A 15181-nucleotide genomic window follows, 5' to 3' on the forward strand; every position below is an offset into this window, starting at 1 on the left:
GGAGCGGCACCAGGCACCACGCACCACGCACCACGCACCACGTACGGGAAAGCCCCGGCCCCCCTCACCGGGTGCCGGGGCTTCTCCGTGGTCCGGGCTAGCGCAGCTCGGGCGGGGGCGTCCGCGCGCTGTCGACCTTCTCCGTACGCTCCAGCTCCCCCCACACCACGTAGCGGTAGTCGGAGGTGTAGATCGGGGTGCAGGTGGTGAGCGTGATGTAGCGGCCCGGCTTGGTCCTGCCCGACTCCTTGGGCACCGGCTGGAGGACGTCCACGTTGAACTTCGAGGTCTCCGGCAGCGTCTTGTAGACCTTGTAGACGTACCAGGTGTCCTTGCTCTCGAAGACGATCGAGTCGCCGTTCTTGAGCTTGTGGATGTCGTGGAACTTCGCCCCGTGCCCGTCCCGGTGCGCGGCGAGCGAGAAGTTGCCCTGCTTGTCGGAGGGGAGGGCGGACTTGACGGGGGCGGTGTAGTACCCGGCGACGCCGTTGTTGAGCGTCTTGGGATCGGTGCCCTTCTTGACCAGCACCTCGCCGTTCTTCATCGCCGGTACGTGGAGGAAGCCGATGCCGTCCTTGGTGTCGAGGGCGCCCGGGGCGGACGACGCCCACTGGTCGCGCACCTCGTGCCCCTGCTTGTCGGCCTCGCGGTCGGCCAGCACGTTCGTCCACCACAGGGAGTAGACGACGAAGAGGCCCATGAGCACCCCGGCTGTGATCAGCAGTTCGCCGAAGACGCTGATGACGCCGGCGATCCGGCTGCGCGCACGTGCCACTACATCTGTCCCGTCTGGAGGTCGAAGCCAGGCCGCCCTAGCCTACGAGCGCGTCCGGTTTCCCCTTGCTGCGCGGGCGTTCGTCGACCATCTTGCCCCACACGATCATCCGGTACGTACTGGTGAACTCGGGCGTGCAGGTCGTGAGCGTGATGTACCGGCCGGGCCGGGTGAAGCCGGAGCCCTGCGGCACCGGCTGGATCACCGAGACGTTCGAGGGCGGCGTCTGCGGCAGGATGCTCGCCATCTCGTACGTGTAGTAGGCGTCCTGGGTCTCCACGACGATCGGGTCGCCCGGCGTGAGCTGGTTGATGTAGCGGAACGGCTCGCCGTGGGTGTTGCGGTGCCCGGCGACCGCGAAGTTGCCCTGCTTGTCGGAGGGCATGGCCGTCTTGAGCTGCCCCTCCGCGTAGTGCCCGACCATGCCGCGGTCGAGGACCTTCTTCTTGTTGATGCCCTCGGCGATGGGCACGACGACGTCCAGCTTCGGGATGTACATGATCGCGAAGCCCTGGCCCGGCTCGAACGCGTCCGGCTTGCGGCCCTCCGCCCAGGCGTCCTCGATGCCCTGCTTGGCCTGGTCGGCCTCGAAGCCGGCGCGGATGTTGGTCCACCACAGCTGGTAGGTGACGAAGAGCAGCATCACGACGCCGAAGGTGATGAACACCTCGCCGACGACCCGGCTGGCGACCACGCCGACGCTGTCCTTGCGGGCCCGGGCGGCGCGGCGGGCCTCTACGCGCGTCAGGGGCCTGCCGGGGTCCTGGGCCGACGAAACCGGGGCGGCGGGCGGCGAGGAGCCCTTACGGCGGCGCCCACGGCCCTTGGCGGCCCTGCGCCGCTCGGCCCGGCCACCGGTGGGCCGCTCCGGCGCGGGGCTGGCGGGACCGTCGGGGTCGGCGGGACCGGCCGGGGTAGGCGCTATTCGCCGGGTGTCCTCCGTACGGAGGGCCATCGTCTCGTCGTCCGGTACGCGACCGGGGGCGTAGCCGGGATCGGGGGCCCAGGTGTCGGCGTAGGGCTGCGCGTAGGGGCCCTCGGGCACGGGCTCCGGAAACGGTGGTTCCGGAAGCGGTGATTCCGGATGGTTCGCCGCCCGGAACCACGGCGAACCGTGCTCGTGCTCCGGGCGGGCGTGCGTCACGCGACGGCCTTGCCCACCACCGGCGCGAGCCCTGCCGACCGGCCCACGGCACCGGTGTCGCCGCACTGCTCCAGCCAGTTGGCCAGCATCAGGTGTCCGTGCTCGGTGAGCACCGACTCGGGGTGGAACTGCACGCCCTCGACGGCGAGGTCGCGGTGCCGGAGCCCCATGATGATGCCGTCCTCGGTCCGCGCCGTGACCTCCAGGACGTCCGGCAGCTCGGCGGGCTCGGCGGCCAGCGAGTGGTACCGGGTCGCGGTGAACGGCGACGGCAGCCCGGCGAAGACGCCCCGCCCCTCGTGCACCACCGGCGAGGTCTTGCCGTGCAGCAGCTCGGGCGCGCGGTCGACGACGCCCCCGTACGCCACCGCCATGGACTGCATGCCGAGGCAGACGCCGAAGACGGGGATTCCGGTGCCGGCGCAGTGGCGGACCATGTCGACGCAGACGCCGGCCTCCTCGGGGGTGCCGGGGCCGGGCGAGAGCAGGACGCCGTCGAAGCCCTCCTGGGCGTGGCGCAGCTCGACCTCGTCATTGCGCCGGACCTCGCACTCCGCGCCCAGCTGGTACAGGTACTGGACGAGGTTGAAGACGAAGCTGTCGTAGTTGTCGACGACGAGAATGCGCGCGCTCACTGGCCGTCCACCGTCACATCGTTGAACGGAAGCAGAGGTTCCGCCCAGGGGAACACGTACTGGAAGAGCACGTAGACGACCGCGAGGACCAGCACGAGCGAGATCAGCGCCCGCACCCACGCGTTGCCCGGCAGATGCCGCCAGATCCAGCCGTACATGACGCCCGCCGGTCCTTTCCGTCGAATCCCCGGCCGCCGAGGCCGTCGGATGCCCTTCGATACCGCACCAGAGTACGGGGCGTTGCCCCCGGGGCGGGTCACCTGTGGAAAGCCGGGGGCTTGCCCTGCGTCACAGGCCGGGTGCCCTCCAGCCGCGCCCAGGCGATCAGGCGGTGGCTGCTGCCCCACTCCGGATCGCAGGTGGTGAGCGTGAGGTAGCGGCCGGGCCGGCCGAACCCCGCCTTCGCCGGGACGGGGTCGACGACGCCGGTGTCACCGGGCACCGTGCGGTACGGCTCCCTGGCGACGCGGTACGTGAACCAGGTCGTCCCGTCGTTGAGGATCACCGCGTCGCCGGGGCGCAGTGCGGGGAAGTCCTTGAAGGGGTCGCCGTACGTCCTGCGGTGCCCGGCCACCGCGAAGTTGCCCGTGCCGCCGAGCCGGGCGGTGGCGGCGTAGTGCCCGAGGCCCTTCTTGAGGGTCGCGGCCGCGGTGCCCTGGAGGACGGGCCAGTCCCAGTCCGCGCCGAAGCGGGGGACGTACATGACCGCGAAGGGTTCGCCGTCCTCGTACGGCGGGGCCTCGTACGGCGGGGACTCGTACGGCGGGGCCTCGTACGGCGGGGCCGGGGCGGGTGTGCCGGCTGCCTGCCGGGGCGGCACGGGCGACAGGGGCGCGTCGGCCCACCGCCGCTCCAGGGCGCCGATCTCGCCGGCGGTCGCGCCCCCGGCCTGGACTCCGGTCCAGTGGACGACGTAGACCACGAACAGCACGATGACGGTGCCGGCGGTGATGCACAGTTCGCTGAGGCTCCTGACGACCAGCCGCACGGGACCCTCCCCGGTGCTCCCTAACGGACGGGCTGCGCGTAGTGGAGGTCCACTGTGCCCGAGTAGCCCGGGAGAGTCACCGCGTCGTGGTCGTCGACTTTCCAGCCGAGCCCGTACGCCTTCACGTACAGCAGGTAGTTCTGGATGGCGGGGGAGTCGTCGAGGGCCCGCTGGAGCTTTCCGGTGTCACCTACGGCGGTGATCCGGTAGGGCGGGGAGTAGACCCGGCCCTGGAGGATCAGGGTGTTGCCCACGCAGCGCACCGCGCTGGTGGAGATCAGCCGCTGGTCCATGACGCGGATGCCCTTGGCGCCGCCCTTCCACAGGGCGTTGACCACGGCCTGGAGGTCCTGCTGGTGGATGACCAGGTCGTTGGCCTGCGGCTCGGGGTAGCCGGGGGCCGCCTGGGCGCCGGGCGGGGCGTCGTTGAGCGTCACGGTGAGGCCCTGGCCGGCGACCTTGGTGGTGCCGGCGGCCTTCTCCAGGGCGCCCAGCTTGGCGTCCTCGGCCTCGGTGGAACCGTCGTCGCGGCGGGCGAGGGCGTCCACCTCGCCGCGTACGGTCGCGGTCGTCTCGTCGAGCTCGGCGTTCTTGTGGCTGCGCTCGCGGATGAGGTCGGAGAGCTTCAGCAGCGAGGCGTCCGTACGGATGTTGGTGCCCTTGGCGGTGTTGAAGCTGGTCACGAAGATCAGGCCGGCCAGGGCGAAGACGGCAGCGGTGAGCAACCGGACCGGCCGCCAGTTCCTGCGCCCGGCCGGCTCTTCGGGAGAGCCGGCGGAATTGCTCAACGTACCCTTATCTCCTTCAGTGCCGCGGAAGCACTACGCTAACGGACGCCCGGGTGAGGCAGTGGTCCCCCTTCACCTCGACCCCGGCGACCAGCCACAAAGCCACAGTTCCCTGCGCGGTCACGCAGCGCATCGACAGGAGAGTCCCTCGTGCCGAAGTCACGTATCCGCAAGAAGGCCGACTTCACGCCCCCGCCGTCCGCGAAGCAGGCGACCAACATCAAGCTGACCAGCCGCAGCTGGGTCGCTCCGGTGATGCTGGCCCTGTTCGCCATCGGGCTCGCCTGGATCGTGGTCTTCTACGTCACCGACGGCTCCCTGCCCGTCGAGTCGTTCGGGAACCTGAACATCGTGGTCGGCTTCGGCTTCATCGCGGCGGGCTTCGGCGTCTCGACGCAGTGGAAGTAGCCACGGAGTAGCACCCCGTCCGCTCCCTCCCGTCAAGCCTTGCCCTGAGTTATCCACAGCGTTGTGCACAGCGAGTGGAAAAGGTCAGACGATCTGTGGATAACTTGCATCGGGTTGACGCCGATGTGACTGCGTACGCCCATCCGCACGGACGGAAGCGCCCCTCACCTTCCTGAGAAAACCGCAGGTCAGAGGCGAGGGGCACAGACGTTCCCCACACGATGCGCAAGATCGAACACATGCTGTGGACAACGGTGGGGACAATCATCGCCTCCCACGCGCTCAGCTGAGCGCGACCGTCCTCAGAACCACGGTCACCAGGGACAGGGCGAAGACCAGCGAACAGGCCGTCCACTGCAGCAGGGCACGCCGCTCCCGCGCTCCGCCGACCATGGCGTACGCGATGATCACGCCGGCGACGAGCCCGCCGATGTGCGCCTCCCAGGCGATGCCGTCCCGCGCGAAGGTGATCACGAGGTTGAACGCCACCAGCGCCAGGATGGGCCGCAGGTCGCGCTTGAGCCGTCGCATGAGCACGACGCTGGCGCCGAGCAGGCCGTAGATGGCGCCCGAAGCGCCCAGCGACCCCTGGTTCTCCGCCGCGATCAGGTAGGTCAGCGCGCTGCCGGCGAGACCCGACAGCAGGTAGAGCGTCAGGTACCTGACCCGCCCCAGCTCCTCCTCCAGCGTGCCGCCGAGCAGCCACAGCAGCAGCATGTTGCCGGCGATGTGCCAGATCTCCTGGTGCAGGAACACCGAGGTCGCCAGCCGGTACCACTCGCCGTCCGCCACCCCGACCACCCGGTGCAGATCCGAGTCGAAGGCGAACCCGATGAGCACCATCTCGTCGATCAGGGCCGGGCTGATCTGCCCGAGGACGAAGACCAGCACGTTGAGGCCGATGAGCGCGTTGGTGACCAGGTGCGGGTGCCCGGCCGTGATCCGGCCGCCCGCGATCGTGCGCGGCTGGTTGGCCGTGCGCGAGTGCCCGGTGCCGGAACCGTCGCGCACGCACTGCGGGCACTGGAAGCCGACCGACGCGTCCACCATGCAGGCGTGACAGATGGGCCGCTCGCAGCGCGTACAACGGATACCCGTCTCCACGCCCGGATGGCGGTAGCAGTCCGGCATCTGCGCCTGCTCCATGGGATCCCCTCGTCGGCCTCGCGGGCCGTGCCCGTACGACGACACCGTACGACGACAACGCCTCGTCCATCCTTACGGACGGACGAGGCGCAAAGGTTCCCGTCGGTGGACCCGGAACCTGTCGGCCGGATCAGGCCTGGCGGGTCTCGATCACGACGGACTCGATGACCACGTCGTTGACCGGGCGGTCGGTGCGCGGGTTGGTCTGGGTGCCCGCGATCGCGTCGACGACCTTCTTGCCGGCCTCGTTGGAGACCTCGCCGAAGATCGTGTGCTTGCCGGTCAGCCACGTGGTCGGGGCCACGGTGACGAAGAACTGCGAGCCGTTGGTGCCCGGACCGGCGTTGGCCATCGCCAGCAGGTAAGGCTTGTTGAAGGAGAGCTCGGGGTGGAACTCGTCACCGAACTCGTACCCCGGGCCGCCGGTGCCGTTGCCCAGCGGGTCGCCACCCTGGATCATGAAGCCGCTGATGACACGGTGGAAGACCGTGCCGTCGTAGAGGCGGTCGGTGGACTTCTTCCCGGTCGCCGGGTGCGTCCACTCCCGCTCGCCCTGGGCGAGCTCGACGAAGTTCTTGACCGTCTTCGGCGCGTGGTCCGGGAAGAGCCGGATCTCGATGTCGCCTTGGTTGGTCTTCAGGGTGGCGTAAAGCTGCTCGGCCACGATGTGCCTTCCGTAAGTCTGCTCTGACGTCTACCGATCCTCGCACGGAAGGGCCTCCCATGAACAAAGGTGGGCCCGTCCGGGCCGAAGCGCCGCGCGACGGGGCGAACCGTGGCACCGTCGTCGACGGGCCCGGGCGAGGGCCGGGCGGGGGCCGGGCGGGCCGGGTTCACGCCCCGTTGCCCCGGATGCCCGCACACCGCATGCCGACCGTGCCTCCGGCAGGCATGATTTCAAAAAGGACGGAAAGGCGAATAGCGACCCCGCCACCGAGGAGGAGGATCCTGTGACCCGCAAGGACAGCGTGCGCGCCGCGACCAGCTCGGCGAAGGACAGCGTGCGGCACGCCGCGGAAGTGGTGGCGCCCTACGCCGGAACGGCCAAGGACACCGCAGCGCAGTACGCGCAGCACTATGCGCAGGAGGCACGTGTCAGGGTCGCGCCGAAGGTCTCGAAGGCCGCGCGGCAGGCACGTACGCAGGCGCGCTTCCAGTACGACGCGCGTGTGGCGCCGCATGTGCCGCCGAGGGTCGACGAGGCCGCGCATCGTGCCGCGGTCCGGACCCGTCAGGCAGCGCGCCAGGCGGCTGACTACACGGTGCCCCGGGTGGAGCAGGCCATCGCGGCCGCTCAGCCCGTGAAGGAGCAGGCCATCGCCCGCTCTGCCGCCGCCGTGGCCGCGATGCGCGGTCAGGTGACGGCCAAGGACATTCAGAAGATCGTGAGGAAGCACGAGCGCCGCGCGAAGGCCGGCCGGCTCGTCAAGGGTCTGGCGGTCATCGGTGTCGTCGCCGGCGGCGTCTTCGCCGCCTGGAAGTGGTGGGACAAGCAGGCCAACCCGGACTGGCTGGTCGAGCCCCCGGTCGCCACCGAGGTCGCCGAGCGCACTCCGCTGACCTCCGTCGACGGTACGGGCCCTGGATCGCTCGACCCCGAGGTGGAGGCCAAGCAGGCGGAGGCCGAGGCCGACGCCGACGCGGGCACGGACGACGAGCGTCGCTGAGGCCGGGCCTCACCGCGGACGGGCGTTGGTGAGGGCGTTGGTGAGGGCGTTGCCGAGGACGTACGGGAACGAGCGTCACCGAGAGCGCCGCTGAGGACGGGATGCACGTTCGTCGTCAGGCGGCGAGAGCGAGGTCGGTGCGGCCGACCCGGTCGATCATCCGGTCGGCCCGGTCGGCCGCACCGCTCTGTGCGGCGGCGTCGGCCGCCATGGCGGGACCGGTCACGCCGGTGACGCCGGTGCTGTCGGTGACGCCGGTGACGCCGGTGACGTCGGCCTGGTCGGAGTCGCAGGCGGCGGGAAGGTGCCGTACGGAGGGCGAGGTTCCGTGCGCCTCCGCCCGGATGCGCTGCTTGATGGTGGGCGGCAGGGACCGGGCGTAGGCGGATGCCCAGGCCCGGAGCGGGGCCGGTGTCGTCGCCCGGGACCGCTGTGCCGGGGCCCGCGTCCGTGCGCCTGAGCCGGTGTCGGGCTCCGCAGCCGGGGCGGTGGTGGCCGGGGAGGCGGACGCGGCCGCGTTCCGGGCGGCGTACACCGGAACGGCGGTCTTCGGCGTGCGCTTCACGCCGAGAGAGGTGAGGATCGCGGACAGGAGAGAGAAGAAGGCGGTCCAGAAGTGTGTGACCTTGTGCGTGACCGTGACGGCAGCCATGGCCCCTCGCTTTCGGGTTGAGCGATCTACATACCTTTCTCATGATGTGTACGCATCTCGGGAACCCGGGGAGCGACGCCACCGCTGCGCAGATCTTCTGATGAACACCACCCGTCCGGCTCAGGCCGCCGTGGGGAAGTAGCGCGTGAACGGGTCCGGGCTGACGCCCATCACCTCTCCGAAGGGCGTCGAGAGGTAGTGGATGAGGAGCCCCAGGAAGACCGTGAGCACCACCATGCCCATGGCCATCATCAACTGGCCCGGGCTGCGCCCGATGCCGAAGAAGAACAGCATGCCGACCGACAGGACCGCCCCCACGAAGATCCCGGCCCACAGCACCGGTGACAGCGTCTCCTGAGAGACCGACTCACGGCCGCGCCGGGCGTCGTCGAGCGCGCTGAGCTGCCCGAGCAGCTCCAGGGCCGTCACCTCCTGGGACGAGGTCGCATCCGGCGGTGCGGCGGCCACCGCGCGCAGTTGCCGCACCAGGCTCCAGCCGGAGTCGGCCAGGTCGCCCCCCTGCTTCATCGCCGGCCACTCCCCCTGGACCACGTGGACCGCATAGCGCTCGGCCACCGCCTCGACCTGCTTCCGCTGGCCGGGCGGCAGCCCCTCGGCGAGGACCGTCATCTGGTGCAGGGCACCCGCCTCGGTGGAGGTGTGGCTCTCCGCGTCGCCCCGCAGCTCCCACACGGACACCAGGGCCAGCCCGAGCAGCAGGGCGTACAGCAGGGCGATCATCATCGACATGTACTCGGCGACCTCCCCACCGTCCTCCGTCTCCGCCTCGGCGGGGTGGAAGTGGCGCCAGGCCACGACCGCCGCGGCGGCGACGAGCGCGGCGAGCAGCCCGAGGGCCAGCGTCCCGATCACGTGCTCCACGGCTGCTCCTCTCTGGTCGGCGGTCGGCGGTCGGCCGTCGGCGGTCGGCGGTCGGCGGGGTCGGGGGGTGTGCCTGGGTCGGGGGCTGGTGTCGCGCTACAGGCGGCGGCTCGCCAGGACGACCAGTGCCGCGGCGGGCAGGAAGAGCAGCAGCAGGAACACGGCCGGGCTGAGCGAGTCGTCCCGCCGGTACCGCCCGTCCGCCCGCGTGGTCAGGCTCCGCCCGTCGGGTGCCTCGGCGGTGCGCGAGCGGTCGCGCTGCCGTTCGGCGGGCGAGCGGTCGGTGGCCGGTGGGCGGGCGGCCGGTGGGCGGGCGGCCGGTGGGCGGGCGGCCGGTGGGCGGGCGGCCGGTGGGCGGGCGGCCGGTGGGCGGGCTCCGGCCCCCGCCGAGGCGCCCACGCCCGCGGTTCCTGGCGCTGGGCCGGGGGGCAGGAGGAGCCCGGCGTCCCCGAGGGCCGGAGCGGTTCCGGGTACGACGCCGGGGACGGCGGCACCGGGTACGGCACCGGGCGGGGCACCGGCGAGTGCGGCGGCTCCTGGTACGGCACCCGGGACGGCGCCGGGTACGGCCCCTGGTACGGCAGCGGCGAGTGCGGCGGCCGCGGCTGCGCCCGCGGCGGCGGCCGGGGTGCCCGGAGCGGCCACGAGCCCGGCGGCCGGGCCCGCGCCGGCGAGAACCCCGGCACCGGGGCCCGCAGGAGTGGCAACCGCACCGGCAGCGCCCGCCCCGGCGGCCCCGGTTGCCCCCGTAACCCCGGGTGGCCCGGCAGCACCGGCTGCCGCAGCAGGCGCACCGGCAGCGCCGACCGCACCGTCGGCTCCGGCACCACCGGCGGCTCCGGCAACACCGGCGGCACCTCCAACACCTCCACCCCCACCCGCCCCACCGGCTCCCCCGGGCGGCGGCAGCACCCGCAACGGGGGCGGCGGGGGCGCCGGGGGCGCCGGGCGCGGCCGCACCACGAACGGGGCGGCCGCCCGCGCCACGAGAGGCGGCGGCGGGACGAGCCGGGTACACGTCGGGCCCAGGGTGAACAGCCGGTCGGTGCCGCGCACTTCGGGCGTGCTGCGATACGTACCGGGCCGGAGACCGTTCAGCCGCGCGACGCACACCACGACGGCGCCGGGCGCCAGGGCCTGCGGCGGCCCCGGCCGGCCGCCGCAGTCCACGGGGTGCCGCCCCAGGACGGGGTCGACGAGCCGGGTGCCGTGGACCGTGCGGTTGCCCGGGTTGGCGATGGTGTACCGGACCACGGCGCGGGGTGCCACGGAGGCGTCGACGGTGACGGCGAGCCCGAGTGCGCCGGTCACCCCCTGGTAGCCGCCCCGGGCGGAGGCGGTGGGGCGCAGGCCCAGCGACGGAACCTCCCCGCGGGCGCGCACCGTCGCGGCGTGCCGTCCCGGAGCGGCGCTGAAGCGTGCCGTACACGTGACCGTGCTCAGCCCCCGCATCCAGAAGCCCTGTCCGCGCGGACAGCGCAGCGTGCCGCGGGGTACGGAGGGGTCGGTGACCGTGACGCGGTGCAGGTCGGCGCCGGAGCGGTTGGTGAGCCGGTACCGCATGACGACCGGGTGTCCGACCCGTACACCGATGCGTTCCGCCTGCCGCGGGGGCTTCTTGTTGACGGTGACGGACAGGACGAGCGCCGACCGGCCCGTACCGCCCGCCGCGGCCTGCGGCGGCCGGGCGACCAGCGGCCAGCCGCCCGCGTGCGCGACCAGGAGCAGGGCTCCGGCGGAAAGGAGGAGCGTTCGGGTACGGGTGCTTGGCCTGACCGCCATCCAGGAGGCCCCTTCCGGTCCTCGGTTGTGCCCGGACACCGGTCAGCGTCCGTCACCGGGGGAGGGCCGGAAAGCCGGGAGCCCCGGCGATTGCGCTGTCCGTGCGCGAGTGCACCGCGATGGCGGACGTGGGGCGGGTCCCGGCGCCGTACGCGAAAGATCCCCTGCGACGCGAAAGATCCCCTGCGACCGGCGTCGAACGGGTCACAGAGGATCTCGGGAGTGGAGCCTAGGGGAGTCGAACCCCTGACATCTGCCATGCAAAGACAGCGCTCTACCAACTGAGCTAAGGCCCCGGGCACGGCCGCCGCGCGGCACGTGTCGCAGACCAGAGTACCGGGTGCCGGGGGGTGCCCCGCAAAAGGTTTGGGACTCCCGGTGGACGACCACTCTCCGTAAGATGCTGGACGAGGTTCGCAGCAGCGAACCGAAGCGATGGGGAGACGCAATGGATGCAGCACAGCAGGAAGCGACCGCGAGAGCCAGAGAGCTTCAGCGCAGTTGGTACGGGGAGCCGTTGGGGGCGCTCTTCCGTAGGCTCATCGACGATCTGGGCCTGAACCAGGCCCGCCTCGCCGCGGTGCTCGGGCTGTCTGCTCCGATGCTGTCCCAGCTGATGAGCGGTCAGCGCGCCAAGATCGGCAACCCGGCCGTGGTGCAGCGCGTGCAGGCGCTCCAGGAGCTGGCCGGGCAGGTCGCCGACGGCAGCGTGAGCGCGGTGGAGGCCACCGACCGGATGGACGAGATCAAGAAGTCCCAGGGCGGCTCGGTCCTCACGGGCACCAGCCAGACCACGAACAGCTCCGGTGCGCCGACCGTCCGCCGCGTGGTGCGCGAGATCCAGTCGCTGCTGCGGTCGGTCTCGGCGGCCGGTGACATCATCGACGCCGCCGACTCACTCGCCCCCACCCACCCCGAACTGGCAGAGTTCCTCCGGGTGTACGGCGCCGGGCGCACCGCTGACGCGGTCGCCCACTACGAGTCGCACCAGAGCTGACCGAAGCAGAACGCCGGAACGGACAACTGGGCAGCCGGACAACCGGGCAAGCCGGGCAACTGGGAGCGGACAGCGCGATGGGTGAGGTCTTCGCTGGTCGGTACGAGCTGGTCGACCCGATCGGACGGGGTGGGGCCGGCGCGGTATGGCGTGCCTGGGACCACCGGCGACGCCGTTACGTGGCGGCGAAGGTCCTCCAGCAGAGCGACGCGCACGCCCTGCTGCGCTTCGTCCGCGAGCAGGCGCTGCGGATCGATCACCCGCACGTCCTCGCCCCGGCGAGCTGGGCCGCCGACGACGACAAGGTGCTGTTCACCATGGACCTGGTGACCGGCGGCTCGCTGGCGCACGTCATCGGCGACTACGGCCCGCTGCCGCCCCGGTTCGTCTGCACCCTGCTCGACCAGCTGCTGTCCGGACTTGCCGCGGTGCACGCGGAGGGGGTCGTGCACCGCGACATCAAGCCGGCCAACATCCTGCTGGAGGCGACCGGGACCGGGCGGCCGCACCTGCGGCTGTCCGACTTCGGCATCTCCATGCGCAAGGGCGAGCCCCGGCTGACCGAGACCAACTACGTGCTGGGCACGCCCGGTTACTTCGCGCCCGAGCAGATGCTGGGCGCGGAGCCGGACTTCCCGGCCGACCTGTTCGCGGTCGGCCTGGTCGCGCTCTACCTGCTGCAGGGTCAGAAGCCGGACTCGCGGGCGCTGATCGAGCACTTCGCGGCGCACGGCACGCCCAGTGCCCCGCAGGGCGTACCGGAGCCGTTGTGGCAGGTTCTCGCGGGGCTGCTCCAGCCCGACCCGGGTGCCCGGTTCCGTACGGCCACGGGCGCGCGGAAGGCGCTGACGTCCGCGGTCGAGATGCTGCCCGCCCCGGCGGGTGACGAGGAGCCGGTCGAGGTCTTCGACCAGATCGGCCCCCTGCCGTCCGGCTTCGGCCCCGACGGCCCGCAGAACCCCGCCGCCGGCCCGACCACGTCCGCGTCACCGACCCCCGCGGCTCCGCCGAACCAAGCGACTTCGGCGGACCACGCGGCTTCGACGGACCACACGGCTCCGCCGGGCCCGTCCGAGTCGGAGTCGGGCGATTTCCACCTGGCCCCGCCGCCGCAGCCCGCGCCGCCGCAGCCCGCCGCACCACTGCCCGCCGCACCACTGCCCCGCGCACCGGAGCAGCCCGCACCGCACCCCGTCGCCGGGCCCGCGCCCCAGGCCCCGGCGCCCTTCGCCCCTTCGTTCCCAGCCGCACCCACCGGCGCCCCGGGCAGCGCCATCTCCCCCGGCCCCGCCTCTGATCCCGCCCCCGGCTCCGCCTCCGGTCCCACCGCGCCCGTGCCCCCGCACGCGGCCGCCCCGCACCAGGCCGCAGCGCCGCCGCACTTCCCGTACGAACGGACCGCCCCGGTACCGCAGGCGCCCGCCGCCACGCTCCCGTACACCGGCCACGCCCCGCAGGTCCCCGGTTCGTCCGGGCAGCCTGCGCGTGAGCGACCGCCGGGGCCGCCCGCGAAGGTGGCGGTTCCCGTACTGGTGGTGGCCCTGATCTGCTTCGCGGTCGGGTTCTGGGCACTCGCCCAGGCGTGACCGGGCCGTTCGCCACCCGGCCGCCCCGCGCTCACCAGGACGTCGGCGGCCCGAACTGCGGCGGTCCCGCGCTCCCCGCGTCCGGCCGGGCCGTACGGGCCGCTCGTCTCCGGGCCAGCAGTGCCCACGCGCCCAGTCCGAGCAGCAGCACCGAGCCGGCTCCGATCCCGGTGGCGGCGACGAGCTTCATCGTGCCGCTCCGCTCCGCCTCCGGGCCGCTCTGGCCGTTCGCCGCCGCCTCCTCGTCCGCCGCCGACACGTCGAAGATGCCCGCGGGTCCGTCGTAGGCCGGGGCAGGAGCCGCATCGCCCCTGACGGTGACCCGCAGCGTCAGCCCGTACGGCTTCTTCCCGAACTCCTCGGCGACCTTCGGGTTCAGGCTGACGCGCAGGTAGTACCAGCCCGCGAAGCGCGCGTTGCTGAACTGGGCGCGGTAGTCGTACCGGTTCTCGTACTTCACCGGCGGCATCGGGTCGAGGTCCACGGATTTCTGGTCACCGTCGTAGAGGACCGAGTCCGCGCTGTTCACCACGCCCTGCATCGGGTTGAACATCGTCACGGCCAGGGCGCCGCCCACCGAGCCGCTGCCGGGCGAGCTGCCGAGGTCGGCGCTGGCGAAGAGCTGTTGGCCCCAGTCCACCGGCACCCGGTAGAAGCGCGACTGGCCGGGCTCGATGTGGTCCGTCCACTCGCCCGTGGTGAGCCCGGTCGCGTCGGAGAAGCTCGCCCCGCCCGTGCGCTCCCGCGACCCGCCGGCCGGCGCCGGGGGAGAGGCGCTGGGCCAGTTCTCGGGCGCCGCCGTCGGGCCCTCCGTCTTCAGTCCGGGCTCCAGCTCGTGCCGGATCTCCAGGTCCCACGCGTCGGCGGTGGAACCGGCGTCGCTCTCCCGCTCGATGACGGCGTAGTAGGGGCCGGCCTCCTGGCAGGTCGAGCCGTCCCGCTTCATCGTGCGGTACGCGAAGGCCGCGAGCGGCCGGGGGAAGTCGGCGGAACCGAAACGGGCGTCGTTGGAGCCGCAGTCGATGCCGTTCCGGTCCTGGACGGACACCTTCAGCCGGTCGGACGTGGCCACCTTGCTGCCGGGCTTCGGTACGGCGACGGCGGAGACGTACGCGTTGCTCTTCGCGTCGAGGTCCAGCCGGTAGACCAGCTCACTGCCGCTTTTGAGGGCGTCCTTGTACGTCTCTCCCGCGGTGAGCCGGGGCGCGTCACTGGTGCCGGCCGCGCCCCGGATCGGCGTGATGCCCTCGGCGAAGGCGTACGCGCCGGGCCCCCCGGACGAGTCGGTCGCCCCGGCCGCGCCCGGCGCCACCGCCCACGCCCGGCCCGGAAGTACCGCCGTCACGCACACCGCCACCAGTACGGCCCTCGCGACTGCCGGCACCGCCGATGCGACTGCCGGCACCGCCGATGCGACTGCCGGCACCGCCGGTGCGGCCGGTGCCGTCGGGGCCCGCCGGCCACCCCTCCGCCTCATCACGCGCTTCCCCTCGTCCACTCCATGGCCGCCCCGCCCCGCGCCGGTCCCCTCGGTGAGCGACCGCGATGCCGGTCCATCCTGCCCCGCCCGTCCCGCCGCTGTCTGCGGGGACGACCGGATCGTCCCGGTTGTCCGTCGGCGGTCCCGGCCCGCCACCCGTCGATTCGCTATCGCAAGCCAGCTATTCACACACGTGAACTCAAGGGGCGGGCGGACGGCAAGGGGCGCTAGGGGCGCTTGGGGCGCTTGGG

Annotated in this window: 16 protein-coding genes and 1 tRNA gene; 4 read left to right on the top strand and 13 right to left on the bottom strand. The window is 72.4% G+C overall.

Going from position 1 to position 15181, the window contains the following annotated elements:
- Positions 1–97: 97 nt before the first annotated feature.
- From EIZ62_RS15955 to EIZ62_RS15975, 6 genes are all read right to left on the bottom strand, one after another.
- Complete coding sequence (locus tag EIZ62_RS15955; RefSeq protein WP_156693337.1) at positions 98–775, bottom strand: class E sortase; 678 nt, start codon at positions 773–775, stop codon at positions 98–100.
- A 37-nt stretch (positions 776–812) separates the two neighbouring features.
- Positions 813–1985, bottom strand: coding sequence for a class E sortase (locus EIZ62_RS15960; RefSeq protein WP_156693338.1), 1173 nt, complete (start codon positions 1983–1985; stop codon positions 813–815).
- Positions 1916–2554 (bottom strand): aminodeoxychorismate/anthranilate synthase component II, encoded by a 639-nt coding sequence (locus tag EIZ62_RS15965; protein WP_156693339.1) that lies wholly within the window; start codon positions 2552–2554, stop codon positions 1916–1918. Before EIZ62_RS15965 ends, EIZ62_RS15960 begins: the two co-directional genes overlap by 70 nt.
- Positions 2551–2712 (bottom strand): hypothetical protein, encoded by a 162-nt coding sequence (locus EIZ62_RS31970; protein ID WP_150175734.1) that lies wholly within the window; start codon positions 2710–2712, stop codon positions 2551–2553. The genes EIZ62_RS15965 and EIZ62_RS31970 overlap by 4 nt, the downstream gene beginning before the upstream one ends.
- Before the next feature lie 98 nt (positions 2713–2810).
- A complete protein-coding gene (locus EIZ62_RS15970) occupies positions 2811–3542 on the bottom strand; it encodes a class E sortase (RefSeq protein WP_156693340.1) in 732 nt (243 codons plus the stop codon).
- A 20-nt stretch (positions 3543–3562) separates the two neighbouring features.
- On the bottom strand, positions 3563–4330 hold the full coding sequence (locus EIZ62_RS15975; protein ID WP_156693341.1) for a DUF881 domain-containing protein: 768 nt from the start codon (positions 4328–4330) through the stop codon (positions 3563–3565).
- 150 nt (positions 4331–4480) lie between these two features.
- Here EIZ62_RS15975 and crgA point away from each other — a divergent pair, with 150 nt between their 5' ends.
- Positions 4481–4738, top strand: a complete 258-nt coding sequence (gene crgA, locus EIZ62_RS15980; RefSeq protein WP_156693342.1) for a cell division protein CrgA — start codon at positions 4481–4483, stop codon at positions 4736–4738.
- A gap of 282 nt (positions 4739–5020) precedes the next feature.
- Here the strand turns inward: crgA and EIZ62_RS15985 are convergent, their stop codons facing one another.
- Together EIZ62_RS15985 and EIZ62_RS15990 are read right to left on the bottom strand one after the other, a co-directional pair.
- Positions 5021–5884, bottom strand: coding sequence for a rhomboid family intramembrane serine protease (locus tag EIZ62_RS15985; RefSeq protein WP_156693343.1), 864 nt, complete (start codon positions 5882–5884; stop codon positions 5021–5023).
- Between the two features lie 130 nt (positions 5885–6014).
- Positions 6015–6548 (bottom strand): peptidylprolyl isomerase, encoded by a 534-nt coding sequence (locus tag EIZ62_RS15990; protein ID WP_156693344.1) that lies wholly within the window; start codon positions 6546–6548, stop codon positions 6015–6017.
- A 286-nt stretch (positions 6549–6834) separates the two neighbouring features.
- Here EIZ62_RS15990 and EIZ62_RS15995 point away from each other — a divergent pair, with 286 nt between their 5' ends.
- Positions 6835–7551 (top strand): DUF5324 family protein, encoded by a 717-nt coding sequence (locus EIZ62_RS15995; protein ID WP_156693345.1) that lies wholly within the window; start codon positions 6835–6837, stop codon positions 7549–7551.
- A 115-nt stretch (positions 7552–7666) separates the two neighbouring features.
- Here the strand turns inward: EIZ62_RS15995 and EIZ62_RS16000 are convergent, their stop codons facing one another.
- The 4 genes from EIZ62_RS16000 to EIZ62_RS16015 all read right to left on the bottom strand — a co-directional run bounded on the left by EIZ62_RS16000 (position 7667) and on the right by EIZ62_RS16015 (position 11163).
- Positions 7667–8203: a DUF6344 domain-containing protein gene (locus EIZ62_RS16000; RefSeq protein WP_208827933.1), complete on the bottom strand. Its 537-nt coding sequence runs from the start codon at positions 8201–8203 to the stop codon at positions 7667–7669.
- Positions 8204–8323: 120 nt separating this feature from the next.
- A complete protein-coding gene (locus EIZ62_RS16005) occupies positions 8324–9085 on the bottom strand; it encodes a bestrophin-like domain (RefSeq protein WP_156693346.1) in 762 nt (253 codons plus the stop codon).
- A gap of 96 nt (positions 9086–9181) precedes the next feature.
- Complete coding sequence (locus EIZ62_RS16010) at positions 9182–10867, bottom strand: hypothetical protein (protein WP_156693347.1); 1686 nt, start codon at positions 10865–10867, stop codon at positions 9182–9184.
- Positions 10868–11090: 223 nt separating this feature from the next.
- Positions 11091–11163: transfer RNA gene (locus EIZ62_RS16015), tRNA-Ala, on the bottom strand.
- Between the two features lie 152 nt (positions 11164–11315).
- Here EIZ62_RS16015 and EIZ62_RS16020 point away from each other — a divergent pair.
- Positions 11316–11864, top strand: a complete 549-nt coding sequence (locus EIZ62_RS16020) for a helix-turn-helix domain-containing protein (protein ID WP_156693348.1) — start codon at positions 11316–11318, stop codon at positions 11862–11864.
- A 77-nt stretch (positions 11865–11941) separates the two neighbouring features.
- Positions 11942–13450, top strand: coding sequence for a serine/threonine-protein kinase (locus EIZ62_RS16025; protein ID WP_156693349.1), 1509 nt, complete (start codon positions 11942–11944; stop codon positions 13448–13450).
- A 31-nt stretch (positions 13451–13481) separates the two neighbouring features.
- Here EIZ62_RS16025 and EIZ62_RS16030 read toward each other — a convergent pair whose 3' ends face one another.
- Positions 13482–14795 carry a hypothetical protein gene (locus EIZ62_RS16030; protein WP_244375734.1) on the bottom strand — a complete coding sequence of 438 codons (1314 nt, stop codon included), beginning with the start codon at positions 14793–14795 and terminating at the stop codon, positions 13482–13484.
- Positions 14796–15181: the final 386 nt, after the last annotated feature.

Origin of the sequence: Streptomyces ficellus (assembly GCF_009739905.1) — a bacterium.
GTDB classification, from domain to species: Bacteria; Actinomycetota; Actinomycetes; order Streptomycetales; family Streptomycetaceae; genus Streptomyces; species Streptomyces ficellus_A.

What these genes read in the sequence shown, in the direction of transcription:
- EIZ62_RS16025 (WP_156693349.1), top strand. Translation starts at nt 11,942, where the DNA reads ATGGGTGAGGTCTTCGCTGGTCGGTACGAGCTGGTCGACCCGATCGGA.
- EIZ62_RS16020 (WP_156693348.1), top strand. Translation starts at nt 11,316, where the DNA reads ATGGATGCAGCACAGCAGGAAGCGACCGCGAGAGCCAGAGAGCTTCAG.
- EIZ62_RS15985 (WP_156693343.1), bottom strand. Translation starts at nt 5,884, where the DNA reads ATGGAGCAGGCGCAGATGCCGGACTGCTACCGCCATCCGGGCGTGGAG.
- EIZ62_RS16010 (WP_156693347.1), bottom strand. Translation starts at nt 10,867, where the DNA reads ATGGCGGTCAGGCCAAGCACCCGTACCCGAACGCTCCTCCTTTCCGCC.
- EIZ62_RS31970 (WP_150175734.1), bottom strand. Translation starts at nt 2,712, where the DNA reads ATGTACGGCTGGATCTGGCGGCATCTGCCGGGCAACGCGTGGGTGCGG.
- EIZ62_RS16000 (WP_208827933.1), bottom strand. Translation starts at nt 8,203, where the DNA reads ATGGCTGCCGTCACGGTCACGCACAAGGTCACACACTTCTGGACCGCC.